The organism is Reyranella sp., from assembly GCF_965279625.1.
GTDB lineage: Bacteria > Pseudomonadota > Alphaproteobacteria > Reyranellales > Reyranellaceae > Reyranella.
The window spans coordinates 25,372-43,282 of record NZ_OZ257251.1; the positions used below are offsets into that span (position 1 = coordinate 25,372).

Annotated in this window: 15 protein-coding genes; 14 read left to right on the plus strand and 1 reads right to left on the minus strand. The window is 65.3% G+C overall.

Going from position 1 to position 17,911, the window contains the following annotated elements; genetic code table 11:
- The first annotated feature begins 37 nt into the window (after positions 1 to 37).
- The 14 genes from ACQY78_RS00155 to ACQY78_RS00220 all read left to right on the plus strand — a co-directional run bounded on the left by ACQY78_RS00155 (position 38) and on the right by ACQY78_RS00220 (position 16,790).
- Positions 38 to 724 carry a hypothetical protein gene (locus ACQY78_RS00155; protein ID WP_428686551.1) on the plus strand — a complete coding sequence of 229 codons (687 nt, stop codon included), beginning with the start codon at positions 38 to 40 and terminating at the stop codon, positions 722 to 724.
- Positions 721 to 2,217: an O-antigen ligase family protein gene (locus ACQY78_RS00160; RefSeq protein ID WP_428681593.1), complete on the plus strand. Its 1,497-nt coding sequence runs from the start codon at positions 721 to 723 to the stop codon at positions 2,215 to 2,217. Before ACQY78_RS00155 ends, ACQY78_RS00160 begins: the two co-directional genes overlap by 4 nt.
- Before the next feature lie 176 nt (positions 2,218 to 2,393).
- Positions 2,394 to 3,656, plus strand: coding sequence for a sugar transferase (locus ACQY78_RS00165; protein ID WP_428681595.1), 1,263 nt, complete (start codon positions 2,394 to 2,396; stop codon positions 3,654 to 3,656).
- Between the two features lie 15 nt (positions 3,657 to 3,671).
- Entirely contained in the window at positions 3,672 to 5,501 is a 1,830-nt protein-coding gene (gene asnB, locus ACQY78_RS00170) for an asparagine synthase (glutamine-hydrolyzing) (RefSeq protein ID WP_428681597.1), read from the plus strand.
- Positions 5,502 to 5,509: 8 nt separating this feature from the next.
- The gene (locus ACQY78_RS00175; protein ID WP_428681599.1) at positions 5,510 to 6,610 is read left to right on the plus strand and encodes a glycosyltransferase family 4 protein; all 1,101 of its coding nucleotides are present in this window, start codon (positions 5,510 to 5,512) and stop codon (positions 6,608 to 6,610) included.
- Positions 6,607 to 7,449, plus strand: coding sequence for an ABC transporter permease (locus ACQY78_RS00180; protein ID WP_428681601.1), 843 nt, complete (start codon positions 6,607 to 6,609; stop codon positions 7,447 to 7,449). The genes ACQY78_RS00175 and ACQY78_RS00180 overlap by 4 nt, the downstream gene beginning before the upstream one ends.
- A gap of 2 nt (positions 7,450 to 7,451) precedes the next feature.
- The gene (locus ACQY78_RS00185; protein WP_428681603.1) at positions 7,452 to 8,738 is read left to right on the plus strand and encodes an ABC transporter ATP-binding protein; all 1,287 of its coding nucleotides are present in this window, start codon (positions 7,452 to 7,454) and stop codon (positions 8,736 to 8,738) included.
- A gap of 10 nt (positions 8,739 to 8,748) precedes the next feature.
- Positions 8,749 to 9,999 carry a hypothetical protein gene (locus tag ACQY78_RS00190; protein WP_428681605.1) on the plus strand — a complete coding sequence of 417 codons (1,251 nt, stop codon included), beginning with the start codon at positions 8,749 to 8,751 and terminating at the stop codon, positions 9,997 to 9,999.
- Positions 9,999 to 11,048 (plus strand): glycosyltransferase, encoded by a 1,050-nt coding sequence (locus tag ACQY78_RS00195; protein ID WP_428681607.1) that lies wholly within the window; start codon positions 9,999 to 10,001, stop codon positions 11,046 to 11,048. The genes ACQY78_RS00190 and ACQY78_RS00195 overlap by 1 nt, the downstream gene beginning before the upstream one ends.
- The gene (locus ACQY78_RS00200; RefSeq protein WP_428681609.1) at positions 11,045 to 12,337 is read left to right on the plus strand and encodes a hypothetical protein; all 1,293 of its coding nucleotides are present in this window, start codon (positions 11,045 to 11,047) and stop codon (positions 12,335 to 12,337) included. Before ACQY78_RS00195 ends, ACQY78_RS00200 begins: the two co-directional genes overlap by 4 nt.
- The gene (locus tag ACQY78_RS00205) at positions 12,334 to 13,503 is read left to right on the plus strand and encodes a glycosyltransferase family 4 protein (RefSeq protein WP_428681611.1); all 1,170 of its coding nucleotides are present in this window, start codon (positions 12,334 to 12,336) and stop codon (positions 13,501 to 13,503) included. The genes ACQY78_RS00200 and ACQY78_RS00205 overlap by 4 nt, the downstream gene beginning before the upstream one ends.
- Positions 13,504 to 13,507: 4 nt before the next feature.
- Complete coding sequence (locus tag ACQY78_RS00210) at positions 13,508 to 14,431, plus strand: glycosyltransferase family 2 protein (RefSeq protein ID WP_428681613.1); 924 nt, start codon at positions 13,508 to 13,510, stop codon at positions 14,429 to 14,431.
- Positions 14,432 to 14,448: 17 nt separating this feature from the next.
- The gene (locus ACQY78_RS00215) at positions 14,449 to 15,801 is read left to right on the plus strand and encodes a glycosyltransferase (protein ID WP_428681615.1); all 1,353 of its coding nucleotides are present in this window, start codon (positions 14,449 to 14,451) and stop codon (positions 15,799 to 15,801) included.
- The gene (locus ACQY78_RS00220; RefSeq protein WP_428681617.1) at positions 15,798 to 16,790 is read left to right on the plus strand and encodes a glycosyltransferase; all 993 of its coding nucleotides are present in this window, start codon (positions 15,798 to 15,800) and stop codon (positions 16,788 to 16,790) included. Before ACQY78_RS00215 ends, ACQY78_RS00220 begins: the two co-directional genes overlap by 4 nt.
- On the opposite strand, the gene ACQY78_RS00225 is transcribed toward ACQY78_RS00220, so the two are convergent.
- Entirely contained in the window at positions 16,784 to 17,911 is a 1,128-nt protein-coding gene (locus tag ACQY78_RS00225) for a GNAT family N-acetyltransferase (protein ID WP_428681619.1), read from the minus strand. The two genes, ACQY78_RS00220 and ACQY78_RS00225, sit on opposite strands and share 7 nt — an antisense overlap.

A 17,911-nucleotide genomic window follows, 5' to 3' on the forward strand; every position in this document is an offset into this window, starting at 1 on the left:
GCTGGGGGCATTTCTGGGCATTTCAATCGATGGGCTGATGCGGGTACTGCTCGGCATTGGCGGGGCTCTCCTCGTCTGGCTCGCCTGGCCAGTAACGAAGAGCGCTTGGCAGGCCCAGCAGGCCGACACCGCAACGACGGCGCTTCGTCTCAACTACAAGATCTCGCTTAACGCTGTGCTGAATGCGATCGATGCGCTCGACCGCGCGGTCGAATCCGATCCGACGGCTAGTCGTCATCTGCAGAGGTCCGAACTCCTGGCCGGTGTCGCCCTCTCGCCAAATTTTGCGCCGACTGACCAGCAGCGCACCGAATGGCTGTTGCGTGCCGAAAATGATCTCAGTCTCGGTCTGGGCGACGATCCCGTCCGCGGCATCCAGTGGCTCAGGCTCTCGTCCGTCCGGATGGCCCTCGAGGGGCCTTCGCAGAGGTCCGTCGCTCCACTGCTCATGTCCATCGATACGGCACCGATGCTTCTGCCCCTGTGGCCGGCGCGGTTGAGACTGATACTCGACCATTGGCAGGTCCTGACGAGCTCCCAGCGTGAGAAGGTCGCCCTCTATATCGTGCGGACCTGGCAGCTTTCGGCCAGTCACGAATGGTTCGTGGACGCTATCCGCACGCCGATCGACGAGCTTTTCGTCCGCTACTACGTGCGCAGTGAAGCCGGCGCCCAGGAGGAACTCTCGCGCCTGCTGGGGGAGCGCCGGAGCAAGACCCCATGAGCCGGCGGATCGAGAAGGGCCAGGAACCGGGCGTGATGATCGATCGCGACTTGTGGGGGCTCGCCCGTCGCGCGATCGACAAGATTGCCGTCTTCATGTTCTTCGGCCTGGTCGGTCTGGCCGCCTTGCCGATGGGCGGCAACCGGGATTGGGCATGGGCGCCGCTCTGCGTGCTGTTCGGCTTGATCGCGATCCCGGTTGCCCTGGGCATCGGTGTCCGCGATCGCCATGCGGTGGGGGCAGCGGAACGTCTGCCCTTGGCGATGCTACTCGGCTGCTGGCTTTCCTTCGCGGCCTTCGCACTGTGGCAGACCACGACATGGACGCCACTCACGGCCGATGCCTGGCTGTTCGCCCGCGCCGCTGAGATCCTAGGCAAGGCCCATGCCCCGATTCCGGCGATCGCGGCCGACGCCGCCCGCAATTCGCTACTGAAATGCCTAGCCTGTGCGTTGATCTTCCTGACCGCACGCGCACTGAGCCAGGACCGCGACAATGCGCGGTGGTCGCTCGTTGCACTCGTCGCGAGCGGCGTGCTGGTCGTGAGCTATGGCATTGCGATGCAGGTCTCGACGAACTCCTGCTACCTCGGCAGCTACTTGCGCAAGCAGTTCGAATTCACTCCCGGCGATCGCTGCCTGATGGGAGGCACCTTCGTGAACAGCAACTCCTTCGCCTGCTACATGGGCATGTGTGTAGTGGCGGCCCTAGCGCTCCTGTTCGGAGGGAACCCGAAGAAGGCGCACGTGCCCTACGGCCATTACGAAGAGGAGGATGTCCGTCTCATCGACTGGCTCACCACACCCCGTGTCGTCCTCTTGGCCGCGTCGCTCCTGATGCTGGGCGGACTGCTGATTTCGGCATCGCGCGCCGGGGTTGGCGCGTCGGTGGCGGGAATGCTCTTCCTCGGCCTGCTCATGATGAGAGGCCGCTGGAGATCGCATCCGCGGCTCGGGGCGGCATTCATTCTGGGGATCGTGGCGCTTTTGTTCGTCGGGATCATCGCCGGGGGTGCGCTGCTTACCAAGTTCGCCGTAGCGTCCGACGATGCGTCCCGCCTGCGCATCTGGTTGGCGGCGATCCAGGCGATTGGAATGTCACCGTGGCTGGGTTGGGGGCTGGGCGGCTTCGGCGACGTCTTCACCCTCCTGCAGCCTTCGGACAGCCTGCAGCCCAACGATATCGCGCACTCGACCCCTCTGGAGACGATTGTGGAACTGGGTGTGATCACGGCGATTCCCGCAATCCTGGTGGTGCTACTGCTCTGGGCCGTCTGTCTTCGCGGCGCCTTGAAGCGTCGACTTTCGCGGCGATATCTGCCGGCCGCGGCATTCTCGGTTGCCGCGATTTCCATCCTGCATTCGCTGGTCGATTTCAGTCTGCAGATCCCGGCCATCGGCTTCGCCACGGCTGCCCTGCTCGGAATGGGTTGGGCCCAGTCTTTCGGCCGGCGGGATGGGGCGGTGCCGATTTTTGTCTCTCGCGGCCATTGACGAAATGATCATTCAAAGTGCAATTATGAAACGGGGTGCGAAAATCCGCTTGGGGAAGTTTCGCGTATTCAAGTAGTGGGTCGGCCGATTCTGGGAAGTTGGCCAGCGGATCAAATGGAGTCGGCGTGCAAAGAGAAGTCACGGCCGGGGCAGGTGCGTCTTCCGAAGAAAAACGGATGGCCGCAACGCCGCGCATGCGCTCGGCACCGCAGCGCTTCATCGAGACCTGGGTCGACGCGGTCCTGGGGTTCCTGTTCTGTGTCGTACTGCCCATACCGCTATACGCCAACGACGAGCCTTTCATCGGCCCGTTCGATGCTTCGGAACTCACGATCCTAGTGACCGCCGCCGCCTACGCGACCGTATGGTACTGTGGGCGCAGGCTTGAGGCCTTTCCCGGCGCCGGCCTCAACGTTGCGCACGTGGCGCCTGTGGCTGTCATCACCTACGCACTTATCGCCGCCGTGCTTCTGCTGCTGCGTCTAGATTATTCGCGCGTCCAGCTGTTCGGCAGCGGCATTCTCACGGTGCTCTGGATGGGGGTGATCGCCGAACTCCGCGCACGGTACCTCGTGCGCAACTATGCCGTGACCCCGTATTCGGCGATTGCCGCGATGCCGCGACTCCCGACCTGCCGATGGCTCGACTTCGACACTGTCCGTCGGCGTGGCCTGAGGGTGGACGCGATCGTGGCCGACCTGAGCGGCGACCTCGAAGAAGGGACGCTTTCGGCACTTGCCGATGCCGCCATCGCCGGCGTGCCGGTCCTGGATCGTCGCTATGTTGTGGAGACCATGACAGGTCGCACGCCGCTCAGCGGCCTGTCGCCGAACGAATTCGGCTCGCTGCTGCCGTCGCGCCAGTATCTGGTCGTTCGCCGGGTCCTCGAATTGGGACTGACCGTTCTCCTGCTGCCGGTGTTTCTGCCAGTGCTGGCGGTCGTAGCGCTGATGGTGCGGCTGGACAGTGCGGGACCCGTCTTCTTTCTCCAGACCCGCATAGGCCGACGCGGGCGGGCGTTCCGCATGATCAAGTTCCGGACAATGTTCGTCGGCATGCCTGGCCCCAGTTTCACGACGTCGGCCGACCCGCGCATCACGCGCAGCGGGCACTTCTTGAGGCTCTGCCGGCTCGATGAGTTGCCGCAGCTCTTCAATATCCTCAAAGGGGACATGAGCTGGGTCGGTCCCCGGCCAGAGGCCGCCTCGCTCGAAGAGGGTTATGTCCGTGACATCGAGTACTTCGCGTTGCGCGGCATTGTGCGGCCCGGCATCACCGGATGGGCCCAGGTCAACCAGGGTTATGCCTACGAGGCGGACGCGATGCGCTCCAAGCTCGAATACGACCTGTACTATCTCAAGCATTGCTCGCTGTGGCTCGATCTCGTGATCGTGCTCAGGACCTTCGCCGTGGTGCTCCGCGGCACCGGCGCCCGTTAGATTCCGGCGACACTCATGTGCGGCATAGCAGGGATCCACGCCTATCTGGATGTCGCGCCTCGGGTTGACCGGGGCGAACTTGCTCGCATGAACGAGCGCATGGTCTCGCGGGGGCCGGATGGTAGCGGCCTGTGGCTGAGCGAAGGGGGCCGCACCGGTTTCGGTCATCGCCGGCTCGCCATCATCGACCTGTCGGAGGGCGGCGCGCAGCCGATGCACACGGCCGACGGCCGCCTCACGATTACGTTCAACGGCGAGATATACAATTACCGCGAGCTGCGTGCCGAGTTGCAGTCAAGGGGCCGCAGGTTCCGAAGCGAATCGGACACCGAAGTTCTCTTGCAGCTGTACGCAGAGTATGGCGCGGCCATGGTCAGCCGGCTACGCGGCATGTTCGCCTTCGGCCTGTGGGACGCCGACAAGCGGACGCTGCTGCTGGCGCGCGACCCCCTCGGCATCAAGCCGCTCTATTGGGCCGATGACGGCTGGACACTTCGCTTTGCTTCCCAGGCCAAGGCGTTGCTGGCGGGCGGTGCAGTGTCGCGCGATCCGGACCCTGCGGGCATCGTCGGTTTCCATCTCTTCGGCAGCGTGCCCGAGCCCTTCACCGTGTGGCGCAGCATCCAGTCGTTGCCGGCTGGAACGACGCTCACTGTGGATGGCACCGGGCCCGGCATTCCGCAGCGCTACTATGACGTGGCAGCCGCTCTCGCCGGAAGGGCGGAGACGGTGCCGGGCGATCCGCGTACAAGCATCGCCGCGGCTGTCCGCGATTCCGTTCGTCATCATCTCGTGGCCGACGTTCCGGTCGCGGTGTTCCTGTCGGCCGGTATCGATTCGGGGGCGCTGCTGGGAACGATGAGCGAGCTCGGCGCGCGCGACATCACCGCCGTGACACTGGGCTTCCAGGAGTTCGAAGGGCTGGCGCTCGACGAGGCACCGCTGGCGGCGGAGGTCGCGGCACGGTACGGCGCGCGTCACATCGTGCAGACCGTCGGCCGCGCGGAGTTCGAGCGCGATCTGCCGGCCCTGCTGGATGCGATGGACCTGCCCACTGTCGACGGCATCAACACTTGGTTCGTCGCAAAGGCAGCGCGCGACGCCGGGATCAAGGTCGCATTGAGCGGGCTGGGCGCCGACGAGTGCTTCGGCGGGTACCCGTCCTTCACCGACGTGCCGCGGAGCGTGCACTGGCTGCGCCCGGTCTCCTGGGTGCCCGGTCTCGGGGCACTGGTGCGGCACGGCCTGTCGGGTGCGATCGCCGCCGGACTTCGCCTGCATCCTAAGGCCGCGGGCGTGCTGCAGTATGGCGGGAGCTGGGCGGGTGCCTATCTGCTGCGGCGGAGTGTCTACATGCCGTGGGAACTCGACGAGGTGCTGAATCCGGCGCTGGTCGAGGAGGGCATCCGTCGCCTGGCGCCGCTCAGCCGGATCGCTGCAGCGATCGAGACCGGCCATGCGCTCGGCGACTTTGACCGGGTGGCGGCGCTGGAGACATCGCTCTATATGCGCAACCAGCTTCTGCGCGATGCGGATTGGGCTGGAATGGCCCATGGAGTTGAGATTCGCGTTCCATTCGTGGACGCCTTCTTCCTGGCCGCGCTGCCCTCGGGCCCGGTCCTTGCAGGCCTGAATGCCAAGGACGCGATCGCCGAAGTGCCCCAGCCGCCGTTGCCGGACAGTGTTCGTCACCGACGCAAGACCGGCTTCTCCACGCCGGTCGGCCGCTGGCTGCGCGAGGCGAGCGGTGCACCTCAGCGGTCCGGAATCGATCTTTCGGCGGCGTCGCGGGCGTGGGCGCTAGAGGTCTGGCGCACCGGCTGGGCCGGACCGGCCGCGGCCTGAGCGACACCATGGGGGCTCGCATCCTTTCTCTTGTCGGCGACTGCTACGGCGCACGTGGTGGTATCGCGCGTTACAATCAGGACCTGTTCGACGCGCTGGCCGACGGCAGCACGGAAATTCTGATCCTGCCGCGACACGGCGACGCGAGTGGCCAGGTGCTTCCGCCCGGCGTTCGCCAGAATCCACCGATCTTCGGCCGGCTGAGATTCTCGCTGGCGGCGCTCGTCGCCGCGTGGCGCTTCCGCCCCATCGATACAGTCTTCTGCGGTCACGTCTTCATGGCGCCGTTGGGCTTCCTGATCGCGCGCGCGTTCGGTGCGCATTACTGGGTGCAGGCGCATGGCACCGACATCTGGAAGGATCGTCGCGGGCTCGTGCGGCGCGTGATCGGCTACGCCGACATGGTGAGCACAGTCAGCCGCGAGACGCGTCGCATCCTGCTGGCCTGGGTCGACCTGCCGCCCGAGCGGGTGCGCGTCCTCCCCGACACGGTGCAGGATGTTTTCACGCCTGGGCCGCCGTCGCCGGCGCTGCGCGACAGGCTGAATCTTGGGAAAGGTCCCATCCTCCTGACGGTCGGACGGCTTGCCTCGAATGAACGTTACAAAGGCCATGAGCCGGTCTTCTCGGTCCTGGCAGGTCTGCGGGAGAAATTCCCCGACCTCGTCCATGTCGTGGCGGGAGACGGCGACGACAGGGTGCGGCTGGAAGCCATCGCCGGCGAGCTGGCGCCGGGCGCGGTGCATTTTCTGGGATTCGTCCCCGATGCGGACCTACCCGATCTTTACCGGCTGGCGGACCTGTACGTGATGCCGAGCACTGAGGAGGGGTTCGGAATCGTCTATCTCGAGGCGGCCGCTTGCGGTCTGCGCGTCGTCGGCGGGAAGGGTGGCGGCACCGCCGACGCCATTCCCGACGAGCGGGTCGGCGTCATCGTCGATCCTGCCGACCGGCCTGCGCTGGCGGCCGCGATCGAGCAGCAGCTGGAGCGGGGCAGGGCCGATCCGGCGGCCGTCGAACCCTATCGGCAGACGCATTTTGCCGCCGCGGCGCGCTCACTCTATGCTCGCCTAGCCGCCCAGCCGCGTCGTATGACTTCAGGCCTATGATATCCAGTGATCGCCCTTCGCAGCGGCTCGTCCTCGAAGCCGGACGTGCAGACCGCCAGTACTGGGGCGATCTGTGGCGATACCGCGAACTGTTCCTCATCCTGGCATGGCGCGACGTTTCGGTGCGCTACAAGCAGACGGTGATCGGTCTGGCTTGGGCCTTCGTCCGGCCGTTCGTAACCATGGTCGTTTTCACCATCGTGTTCGGCACGCTCGCCAAACTCCCGACCGAAGGCGACGCGCCCTATGCCGTCCTGGTCTTTGCCGGCCTTCTGCCGTGGACGCTCGCCTCGTCGATCCTGAGCGACGCGTCCAACAGTGTGGTTACTAACTCACAGCTCGTCAGCAAGGTCTACTTTCCGCGCATCATCATTCCGTTCGCCACGGTCATGGTAGCGCTGATCGATTTCTGCGTGAGCCTCGTCATTCTCGTCGGCGTCATGGCCTGGTATGGCGTGGTACCCGATTGGCACATCCTGCTGCTGCCGGTGTTCGTCGTCCTGGCCGTTCTCGTGGCCATCGGCCCGGCCCTGTGGGCCGCCGCGCTGATCGTGAAGTATCGCGACTTCCGCTTCGTCATCCCGTTCGTTGTCCAGATCGGTCTCTATGTCTCGCCGGTGGGCTTTTCCGCCAAGGTCGTGCCGCCGGAGTGGCAGCTCCTCTACAGCATGAACCCGATGGTCGGCGTGATTGACGGATTCCGATGGGCGATCCTGGGTGGCGATAGTCCGCTCTATCTGCCAGGCTTTGGTGTCAGCATGCTCGTGACCGCCGGCATGCTCTGGCTCGGCATCCATACCTTCCGCCGTACCGAGCGCGGCTTTGCCGACCTGATCTGACCATGTCCGACGTCGTCATCCGCGCTGAGAAGCTCGGCAAGAAATTCATCATCGGGCACCAGGTCGAGTATTCGGCGATCCTCGGCGAAGCCTTGGTGCGCACCGCCCGCGGCATCGTCCGCCGTGGCGCCGACATGCTGCGCGGCCGTGCCGTGATCGAAGGCGACGAGATCGAGGAATTCTGGGCGCTGCGCGACGTCGATTTCGAGATCAGGCGCGGGGAGGTGGTCAGCATCATCGGCCACAACGGCGCGGGCAAGACGACATTGCTCAAGATTCTGTCGCGCATCCTCGAGCCGACGCTGGGCCGGGTGGAACTGAACGGCCGGGTCGCGAGCCTTCTCGAGGTCGGCACCGGCTTCCACCAGGAGCTGACGGGCCGCGAGAACATCTTCCTGAACGGCGCCATCCTCGGAATGACGCGCCAAGAGGTGGTGGCGCGGTTCGACGAGATCGTCGACTTCTCCGGCGTGGAGAAGTTCATCGACACGCCGGTCAAGCGCTACTCCGTCGGCATGTATGCTCGCCTGGCCTTCGCGGTGGCAGCGCATCTGGAGACCGAGATCCTGTTCGTCGACGAGGTATTGGCGGTCGGCGATGCGGAGTTCCAAAAGCGCTGCCTCGACCGCATGTCGGCGGTCGCCAGCGCCGGCCGCACCGTGTTGTTCGTCAGCCATAACCTCGCGGCGGTCGCGGCGCTGACGCGAAGGGGCATCGTGCTGAAGGGCGGCCAGCTCATCTTCGACGGGCCGATCGAAAGCGCGATCGCCCGGTACTCGGCATCGCTCAGCAAGGGCAAGGTGGAGCGGGACTGGGGACGCGGTCATCATTCCGCGATCCTCTCTGCCGAGCTGCTCGACGCACAGGGACTGCCCACGGACACCTATGAGCCGGGAACGCCGTTCAATCTCAGGGTCGAAGTCGAGACGACGGAAATGCCGGGGCTCGGCCTCGAACTTCAGCTTCGTGACGCGAACAATCTGCCGGTGGGCTTCTATTCGTCGAGCATCTTCTCCCAGACCCCGTTGCCCAGCCAGGGACGCCATGTATGCACGCTGAGCCTGCAGCCGCTCTTCCTGGCGTCCGGCGACTACAGTTTCGACATCTCGACGAACTCCCTCACCATCGTCGTCGACCATGCCGTGTCGAACGCAGTGCCCTTCCATGTCGCCGCTTCGAGTCCCGGTGGCATCGCCTACGACTTCAAGCAGAACCTCGGCCACGGCGTCCTGGCCATGCAGCTCGCGTCGCCGCTGCGCATCGAGTCCAAGTCGCCTGAGCGGGCCTGACCGCCGAACCATGCGCCGCGCGGTTTGCATCGTCAGTCCAGGCAATCTCGCTTCCAATCCGCGGGTGTTGAAGGAGGCGGACGCGCTGCACGGCGCCGGCTACGACGTCACCGCGATCGTCTGCGATTACAACGAAGCACTGCGCCAGGCCGACGACGAGATCGAGGCCGTCGCTCCCTGGAAAGCGATCCGGGTGCCACGCGCGCGGGGCGAAGGTGTCAGGGCGCGGGCGGTCGAGCAGCTTGCCCGAATGCTCTCGAGCTTGGGGAGCTCGGTACCCGTCAGTGTGGCGGCACTGAGTGCCCGCACGCCCGTCGGCGCGCTGATGCGACGCGCGCCCGAGGTGCCAGCCGATCTTTATATCGCGCATTATGTGGCGGCCCTGCCGGCGGTGGCCGCCGCGGCGCGACGCCACGGCGCTCTCATCGGATTCGACGCCGAAGACTTCCACTCGGGCGAAGGCACCGATGCGCCGGGGGATGAGTTCCGAATGAGAATGATTCAGACCGTGGAGCAGGCCATCCTGCCGTCATGCTCGCACATGACCGCGGCCGCACCGCTGATCGGCAAGGCCTATGCGACGCGCTATGGCGTGGCCTGCCCTGCGACGCTGCTCAACGTCTTTCCGCTGGCGATGGCACCGTCTCATCAAAGGTCCGCCCGAGCCGCGGAGGGAACGCGGACATTCCGGGCTTACTGGTTCTCGCAGACGATTGGCCTCGATCGTGGTCTGCAGGCATTCATCAAGGCGATGTCGCTGGCCACAACGCGGGTAACGCTCGATATCAGGGGCAGCAATCGATGGGGGCATGGCGACGCGCTCATGGCTCTCGCTGCCTCTCTCGGCCTTGGTGATAGGGTGCAGCTCCTGCCGATGGCGGCTCCATCGGAGATGGTCCGGCTGGCTGCGGACTACGATGTCGGCCTCTCGCTGGAGACGGATGTCAGCGAGAATCGCCGGCTCTGCCTCACCAACAAGGTCTTCACCTATTTGCTGGCAGGCGTGCCGGTCGTCATGAGCGACACCCCGGCGCAGAAACTTTTGGCGCCGGACCTCGGTCCAGCGGCCCGGCTCTGTGCCTTGGACGATCCGGCGGGATTGGCCGTGACCCTCGATGCGCTTGCCTCCGCATCCCGACTGGCAGAGGCTTCGCAAGCCGCGTGGCGTCTGGGTCGTGAGCGCTACAACTGGGATCGGGAACAGAACGTGCTGCTGCAATCGGTGGCCGCCGCCTTCGCGCGACAGGATAGGGTGCGTTGATGCGTCTCTTGCTGACGGCCGATCCCGAGATCGAAGTCCCGCCGCGCCTCTACGGCGGGATCGAGCGGATTGTCGATGTACTGGTGCGCTGGCTGCGGGCCGCCGGCTATACGGTCGGGCTGGTGGCGCGGCCGGGATCGGCGTGTCCCTGCGATGAATTCTTCCCCTGGCCGGGAGCGAGCTCGCTGTCGAGGCGCGACACCGTATTGAACACGATCGCGCTTTCCCGGGCGGTCAGGGCCTTCAGGCCGGACGTCGTCCATAGCTTCTCGCGCATCGCCTATCTGCTGCCGCTTCTGCGCGGCCGCATCCCGCTGGTCATGTCTTTCCAGCGCGAGCCGACGCCCCGCACCGTCGGTCTCGCGGCCCGACTAGCCGCTCCCGGGCGTATCACCTTCACGGGCTGCAGCGAGTATATTGCGCGGCGCGGCCGGCCGGCGGGGGGCGAGTGGCACGGCATTCCGAACTTCGCCGATACCGAAGGGCTAACGCTCGGCGTCGCCGTGGCGGAAGACGCACCGCTGGTCTTCCTGAGCCGCGTCGAAGAGATCAAGGGTGCGCACTGGGCGATCGAGATTGCGCGGCGCACTGGCCGCCGGCTCATCATCGCCGGCAATCATTCCGATCGGGACGACCCGGAAGGCCGCTTCTGGCGCGAGAGGATCGCGCCGGAGATCGGCAGGGGTGGTATCGAGTATGTCGGACCGGTCGACGACGTGCAGAAGAACGCCTTGCTTGGCAGCGCGAGGGCCATGGTCGTGCCGATCCAGTGGGACGAGCCTTTCGGCATCGTGTTCGCCGAATCGCTCGCCTGCGGCGCACCGGTCGTTTCGTGTCCACGCGGCGCGCTGCCAGAAATCGTGCGACTGGGCGTCGACGGATTTCTGATCAAGTCCATCGAGGAAGGCTGCGATGCCGTCGAGCGTGTCGGCACACTGGACCGTGCGGAGTGCAGGCGCCGCGCCGTCGATCACTTTTCGGCCGATGCGGTGGTGGAACGCTACGTCGACCTCTATTCGAAGGTGCGCGCCCGCCTGGGGCAGACATGACCCGACGCCTCGCCCTGGTCAGCGGACACTTTCCGCCGAGCAACCTTGTGGGAGCGCAGCGGGCACGTCTGTGGTCCCGCTATCTGCCGGAGTTCGGCTGGGAGCCGATCGTCGTTACCGGCGACCGGGCGAAGTACGAGGAACGGCCGGATCCGGACCTCGAGCGACTGGTGGCGCCCGGCCTCAGGGTGGTGCATGCGACGACCCTGTCGACGCGTCACGTGCGGCTGGTCGGCGATATCGGCATCCGGTCGTTCTGGGGGTGCTATCGCGCGTTGGCTAAGCTGGCGAAGGCGGGCGAGATCGACTTCGTCATGGTGACGATCCCGTCCAACTTCCTCGCGCCGGTCGGTCGTCTCATGCACCTGCGCCATGGGCTGCCGTTCGGCATCGACTACCAAGATCCCTGGGTCAACCGGTGGACGGGAAACGAGAAACCGTTCAGCCGCGCCTGGGCCTCGAACCGGTTGGCTGAAATCCTCGAGCCCTGGTCGGTGCGCGACGCGGCACTGATCACCGCCATGGCGCCCGGCTATGTGGCCGGCATGCTGGAGCGCAATCCCAAGGTCGCCTCGCAGTCTGAGCTCGCCTACATGCCGATGGGCACGGCCCCGGAGGACTATGCGCTGGTGCGCCGTCTCGGGCGCGCGCCTTTCCTGTTCGATCCGGCGGACGGCCGGTTTCACATGATCTATGCCGGTGCGCTGCTGCCGGCTGGATTTGTCGTGCTCGACGCGTTCCTGGCGGGGTTGCGCATCTTGCGCGAGCGCACGCCGCAGGTCGCGGCCAGATTCCGCGTGCATTTCGTTGGCACGGGCAGCTCGCCCGACGATCCGAAGGGCCACCGCGTGCTGCCGCGGGCCCGTGCGGCCGGTGTCGAGGAGATGGTGGAGGAGCATCCCCATCGCATCGGCTATGTCGACACGCTGAACCACCTGATGCATTGCAACGCCGTCTTGGTGTTGGGCTCGACCGAGCCGCACTACACACCGTCGAAGGTCTTCCAGGCGATGCTGTCTGAGCGGCCGGTCTTCGCTTTGCTCCACCGTGACAGCACGGCGGTGAGCATGATTCGCTCCGCTCATGTCGGCGAGGTGCTGACCCTGACCGAAGCCGAATTGCCGCCTCCGGATACCGTGGCATCGACTCTTCAGGACTTCATCGATCGCCCGGTCTTCGAGGCGGCTTCGGCGGACCGTAGCGTGTTCGCGGCATATTCGGCGCGGGAATCGACGCGCCTGTTCGCCGAGGCGCTGGATCGCGCCTGCGCCCGGACGGTGCGTCCATGAAGCGGCGAATCGGCTTCCTGGTCAGTCATCCGATCCAGTACTACGCGCCGATCTTCCGGGAGCTGGCGCGACGTTGCGACCTCACCGTGTTCTTCGCCCATCGGCAGGACGCCAGCGCGCAAGCCCGCGCCGGTTACGGCGTCGCCTTCGACTGGGACGTCGATCTCGTGTCCGGCTACGAGAGCCATTTCCTCAAGAACATGGCGCGGACTCCATCGACCCAAACCTTTGCCGGCTGCAATACGCCCGAGATTGCCGACCGGATTCCAGCCGGCCGTTTCGACGCCTTCGTCGTGCCGGGTTGGTCGCTGCGCTCCTACTGGCAGGCGGTGCGGGCGTGCCGCCACGCGCGAATCCCGGTCATGGTACGAGGTGATTCGCAGCTTGCGGGGCAGCGCGCCGGCGTCGTCGGTCTCGTCAAGAGCGCGATTTTCCCGCACATGCTGAAGCAGTTCGACGCCTGCCTGTATGTCGGCCAGCGCAATCGCGAATACCTCGAAAATTATGGCGTGCCGTCGCGCCGTCTATTCTTCTCACCGCACTGCGTCGACAACGATGCCTTCGAGCAGGCAAGCGCCGCGGCGCGTGAGGCAAGCGGGCAGGGCCGAGCCGGGAGTCGGCGGCGGGTGCTTTTCGTCGGCCGGCTGGTACAGAGCAAGCGGCCGATGGACTTGGTGCAAGCCGCCGCGCGACTGGCTGCGAGAGGAGAGGCTGTCGAACTCGCCATTGCGGGAGCGGGCGAGCTGCAGGCGCCGATGGAGGAGGCCGCCCGAGCTGGCGGCATCGAGGCGCGGTTCCTGGGCTTCGTGAACCAGAGCAGGCTGCCAGCCGTCTATGCCTCGTCCGATGTCCTCGTCCTGCCATCTATCGCCGTCGAGACCTGGGGCCTCGTTGTAAACGAGGCGATGGCGTGCGGCGTTCCCGCCGTGGTGTCGGACGCGGTCGGGTGCGGGCCGGATCTGGTGCAGCCCGGCGTTACCGGCGCGGTCGCCCCCCTTGGCGACGTTCCAGGGCTGGCAGCGGCGATTGCCTCGGTTCTCGCCCTGGATCCCGGCACGACGCGCCGGGCATTGTCGGAGCGGATGGCGACCTACTCGCCGGCCCGGGCCGCCGAGGGGATCCTCGAAGCCGCGGATACTCTCGCCGCCGCGAGTCGGCTAAGGTGACGATGTGACCGATATCTCCGTCGTCATCCCAACCTACAACCGGCTTTGGGCCCTGCCGCAGGCTGTCGAATCTTGCCGTTGCGCGGGCGCGAAAGTCGAGATCGTGGTCGTGGATGACGGCAGTACCGATGGGACATGGGACTGGCTGCAGACGCAGCGGGACATCGTTGCGATCCGAACCGATAACTGGGGCAAGGACTGGGCGGTCGAGACGGCGCTTCGGACGGCACGCGGAGAGTTTGTGCGCTTCCTCGATTCCGACGACTGGCTTTGCCGAGATGCCAACGCGCGCCAACTGGCGCTCGCCCGGGAGAGTGCTGTCGATCTCATCGTCGCGGGTTACGAAGACTACGACGATAAAAGCGGGACGCGGAAGGTCAATGCTTGGGAGGATTGCGACGACTTCATCGCCCAGCAGCTGGGCGAAGGCTGGTCGTCGCACTATTCGGCTTTCCTGTTTCGCCGCAACCTGATCGAGGGCATTCCGCACCGACAGGACTTCGCATTGCGCGATGACCGGCTGTTCGTCCTGGAGGTTGCGATGCGTAAGCCGCGCCTGGCCGTCTATCGCGAGCCGGCCTTCGTGCACCGCCGTCACGCCGGCGAACGGCTGCAGCGCACCACCGGCTTCAAGCGCGATCTCGGTTACTGGACCCACATTTCGATCTACCGCAAGACGCTCGGCCTGCTCGAACAGCGCGGTGAACTCACCCCGCGCCGAAAGCGCGCCGCCATCGGTATGCTGTGGCCCAATGTGCGCTCGTTCGCGCGGGCCTATCCCAATGAAGCGGCGGAGGTCGTGGACTGGATCAGGGGGCTCGATCCGGACTTCGTTCCACCGGTACGGCCGGCGCTGGCCTTCGCCTACAAGATGCTGGGTTTCGCCATGACGGAGCGGTTGCTGGCGTTTAGGGCCTTGCCGCAATGATCCCTCCGGCTGCAGGCGTGCCCGCGACCACGGGCGAAGGACTGCGCGTCGTCCACTGTGCGGGCTTCTATTTTCCCGAATCGACAGGCGGCACCGAGGTCTATGTGCGCGATCTGGTGTCTGCCCTCTCGCGCAACTCGATCGATAGCACGATCGTCGCCGCAACGGACGACCAGTACGACCGCTACTCCTGGAACGGTGCGGAGGTCGTGCGCTATCCGATCGATGCGCCCAAAATCCAGCGTGCCGGCGACCCGGACGTGCGCATGCGGCGCACCCTGTTCCAGGAAATCGTCGAGTCCGCGAAACCGGACCTCTTTCACCTGCATTCGTGGACCAGTGGGGCAGGCTTGGAGCATCTGCGCCAGGTGGCACGCATGGGTATTCCGAGCGTCGTCACGGTGCATGTACCGTCGCCGATCTGCATGCGCGGCACCATGCTGCTCAACGATGAGCGCCCATGCGACGGCTACATCGACGATCGCCGCTGCGCGCGATGCTGGGCGCTGGAGAGGGGCCTGCCGGCGCCGGCAGCCTCGTTCGTTTCGTGGCTCCCGCGCTTGGACTTCACGGACAGCGCGGTCTCGCGTTTTTCGCCGCGTGCGGGGACCTTGCTGTCCGCGCGAGCGGCTGCTGCTACGAAGGCGCGTCATCTGCGCTCTATGACGACTTTGTGCGAACGCATCGTGGTGCCCAGCGAATGGGTTCGCGCAGCACTTGCCGCGAATGGCGTTCCGCCTGAAAAGATGGTGGTGTCGGGCCAGGCTGCAGGCGAGGCATTCTCCAATCGCAAGGAGCGGCCGCTGCAGGGGCACAAGGAAACGGTGATCGGTTTCCTGGGGCGCCTCGATCCCTACAAGGGTGCTTATCTTCTGGTTCGGGCGCTCGCGGCGCTGCCCGTGGATCTGCCCGTGCGGCTGCGGATTGCAGGTGTCGGTCTGGACAAGCGTTTCGCCCTCGAGATGGAAGCCGCGGCGCGCCGAGATGCTCGCATTGAGTTGGTGGGGCTCGTCGAGCACGAACGGGTACCGGAGTTCCTCGCGGACATAGACGTTCTCGCAGTGCCGTCGCGATACATGGAGACCGGCCCGATCGTCGTGCAGGAGGCGCGGGCGCTGGGCATTCCGGTGATGGGCGCCGATCTCGGCGGAATTGCCGAGCGCGTGCATCACGGTGTGGACGGCTGGTTGCTGCCGTTCGACGATCCTCGGCCATGGGCGGCGGCGATTCAGGTCGCTGCCACCAACCGTGACGAGGTGGCGCGACTGTCGAGTAACATGCGCCGCACCAGGTCTGTCGACGATATCGGGGGCGAGATGGCACGGCTCTATCGGGAGATCATGGACCATCGGCGGCGCCGGGGATCATGAATTCGCGTGCGCCTCTCAATATCTTCTATGAGGAGCCCGAAGCGGACCGTTGGGCACCCTTGGACCGCTATCCGCGGCGTCTGGTGCGCTGGCTGTTACGTGGTCCCAAGCAGCCCGGCGGGACGATGCGGGTCTGTCTCAATCTGTGTGCCGGACTCGACCGTCTCAACGTGCCCTATCGGGTGAACGACTATAGGCACATCCGCAAGCATCCACACGAGCTGGCCTGCCTGATCGGCCAGCCGCACATCCTGCCGAAGTTTGCGCTCGAAACACCCATGTTGTTCGGCACGTCGATCTACAATCACCCGATCGACGATCCCGATCTGCTGCGCCGCCGCAACATTTGCCGCGTGCTGGTGCCCAGCCCGTGGGTCGAACGCATGTTCTCGTCTGTCTGGCCCGGCAATGTCAGCCTCTGGCCTTGCGGCATCGATACCGATCGCTGGTCTCCGTCGAAGAGAGCCAACAGGGATGTCGACGTTCTGATCTACGACAAGATCTTTCGCCATCGCGACCGCTACACGCGCAGCATCGTCGACCCACTGCTGGCAGAACTTCGGCGCCGGCGTCTCACGGTGGAGGTCTTACGATACGGTTCTTATCGCGAGAAGACTCTGTACGATCTCAGCAAGCGTGCCCGAGCCATGGTGTATCTCAGCCATCACGAGACGCAGGGTTTTGCCGCGCAGCAGATGTTGTCCTCCAACGTGCCGCTGTTCGCTTGGGATCGGGAAGGACTGTGGACCGACCGGAAGTACGTGCCTCATCTCGTGCGCTTCGGTCCGGTTTCGTCGGTCCCCTATTGGGACGAGCGGTGCGGCACCAAGTTCACGGGCAGCGGCGACCTTTTGCCGGCGTTCGACAAGTTCTGGTTCGGCGTGGAGGCAGAGCTCTTTGCACCGCGCGAGATGATCGTCGAGAAATTCACCCTTGAGGGCCAGGCGAGAGCCTATCTGGCACTGGTCGACAAGTACGGCCCTCACTGACCGGAGGCGGGCGGGCGCTTGCGTTGGAGGAGGCGAGTCAGTGCGCGCGGCAGGCCGAGTTCCACAAGGAAGCGCCGTGTGACGTCGTACAGGCCGTAAGCGAAAGCCCGGCCGCTCGTATTGCCATGAATGACGATCCGGAGATTCACGTCGATCGTATCGGTATACCAGGTCTTGTAAGTGCCGAGCGTTCGCATGAAGTCGAAGGTCGTGCGTGACTTCGCGTAGTGGTCGACGAGCGCCAGCAATAGAACGGCGCCCACCCGGTCGACGTCGAACGCGCGATCGCGTGCTGGCATGTAGTAGTAGGCTTTCCGCGCATCGACGAAGCCAAAGCAAGCTGCCGTGACCTTCCCCTCCGACATCAAGAAGGAAAGATTTAGGTGATCTTGCATGCCTTCGCTCGAGACGAGTGCGTCGAAGAACTGACCTTCGTCGTCCCGCGCAAGGGGGCTGCCGGGCCAAGCGCGGATGTGGAGGTCTCGGAAAACCGGCCAAAGGGTGGCAATATCGCCGCACTCGAGTTTCACTTCGAAACCGCGTGCTTGCAGGGTCTTCAGCTTGTTGGAGATCTGGCGGAGTTGTTTGTTGTCCTGGGCGGCACGCCCGGGTCGCAGATCACGCACCGCCACCGGCGTCTCGATATGTGTCCGTACCGTCCAGTCATGACGGTTCTGGGCCGCGGTCATGATCTGGAACGTCGTGGAATCGCGGCTGCAGAATTGATGGAGGTCGAGTACGTCCCAGTGCCTGGCATGGGCGGCCATGAAGTCGAGGATCTCGCCAACGGCGCGGCCCCTGTGAACTCCCCCGCGGATCAGGAAGTTCTGATAATCGGCGAGGCCGGCGACGATCGTCTCGGCCACGGTGACGCCGACGCCCAGCCGGCGGGTGCGTCGGAGGCAAAGCGGCGCGAGGGCCGATATCCGCGCGCCGGGGGCGTCGCGCGCGACGACGATGAACAACTCGTCACCGGCCCGGCAGTGCCGGAAGAAGAGGAAGCTCCATTCCCAGCGATAGAAGATCTCCGGATGCTCCATGGAGTCGACGAGCTCGTTCCACTCAGGGCGCAGCCGTTCGAACGCCTCGACCGACGTGACGAGTTCGAGGGACGGCGCCAT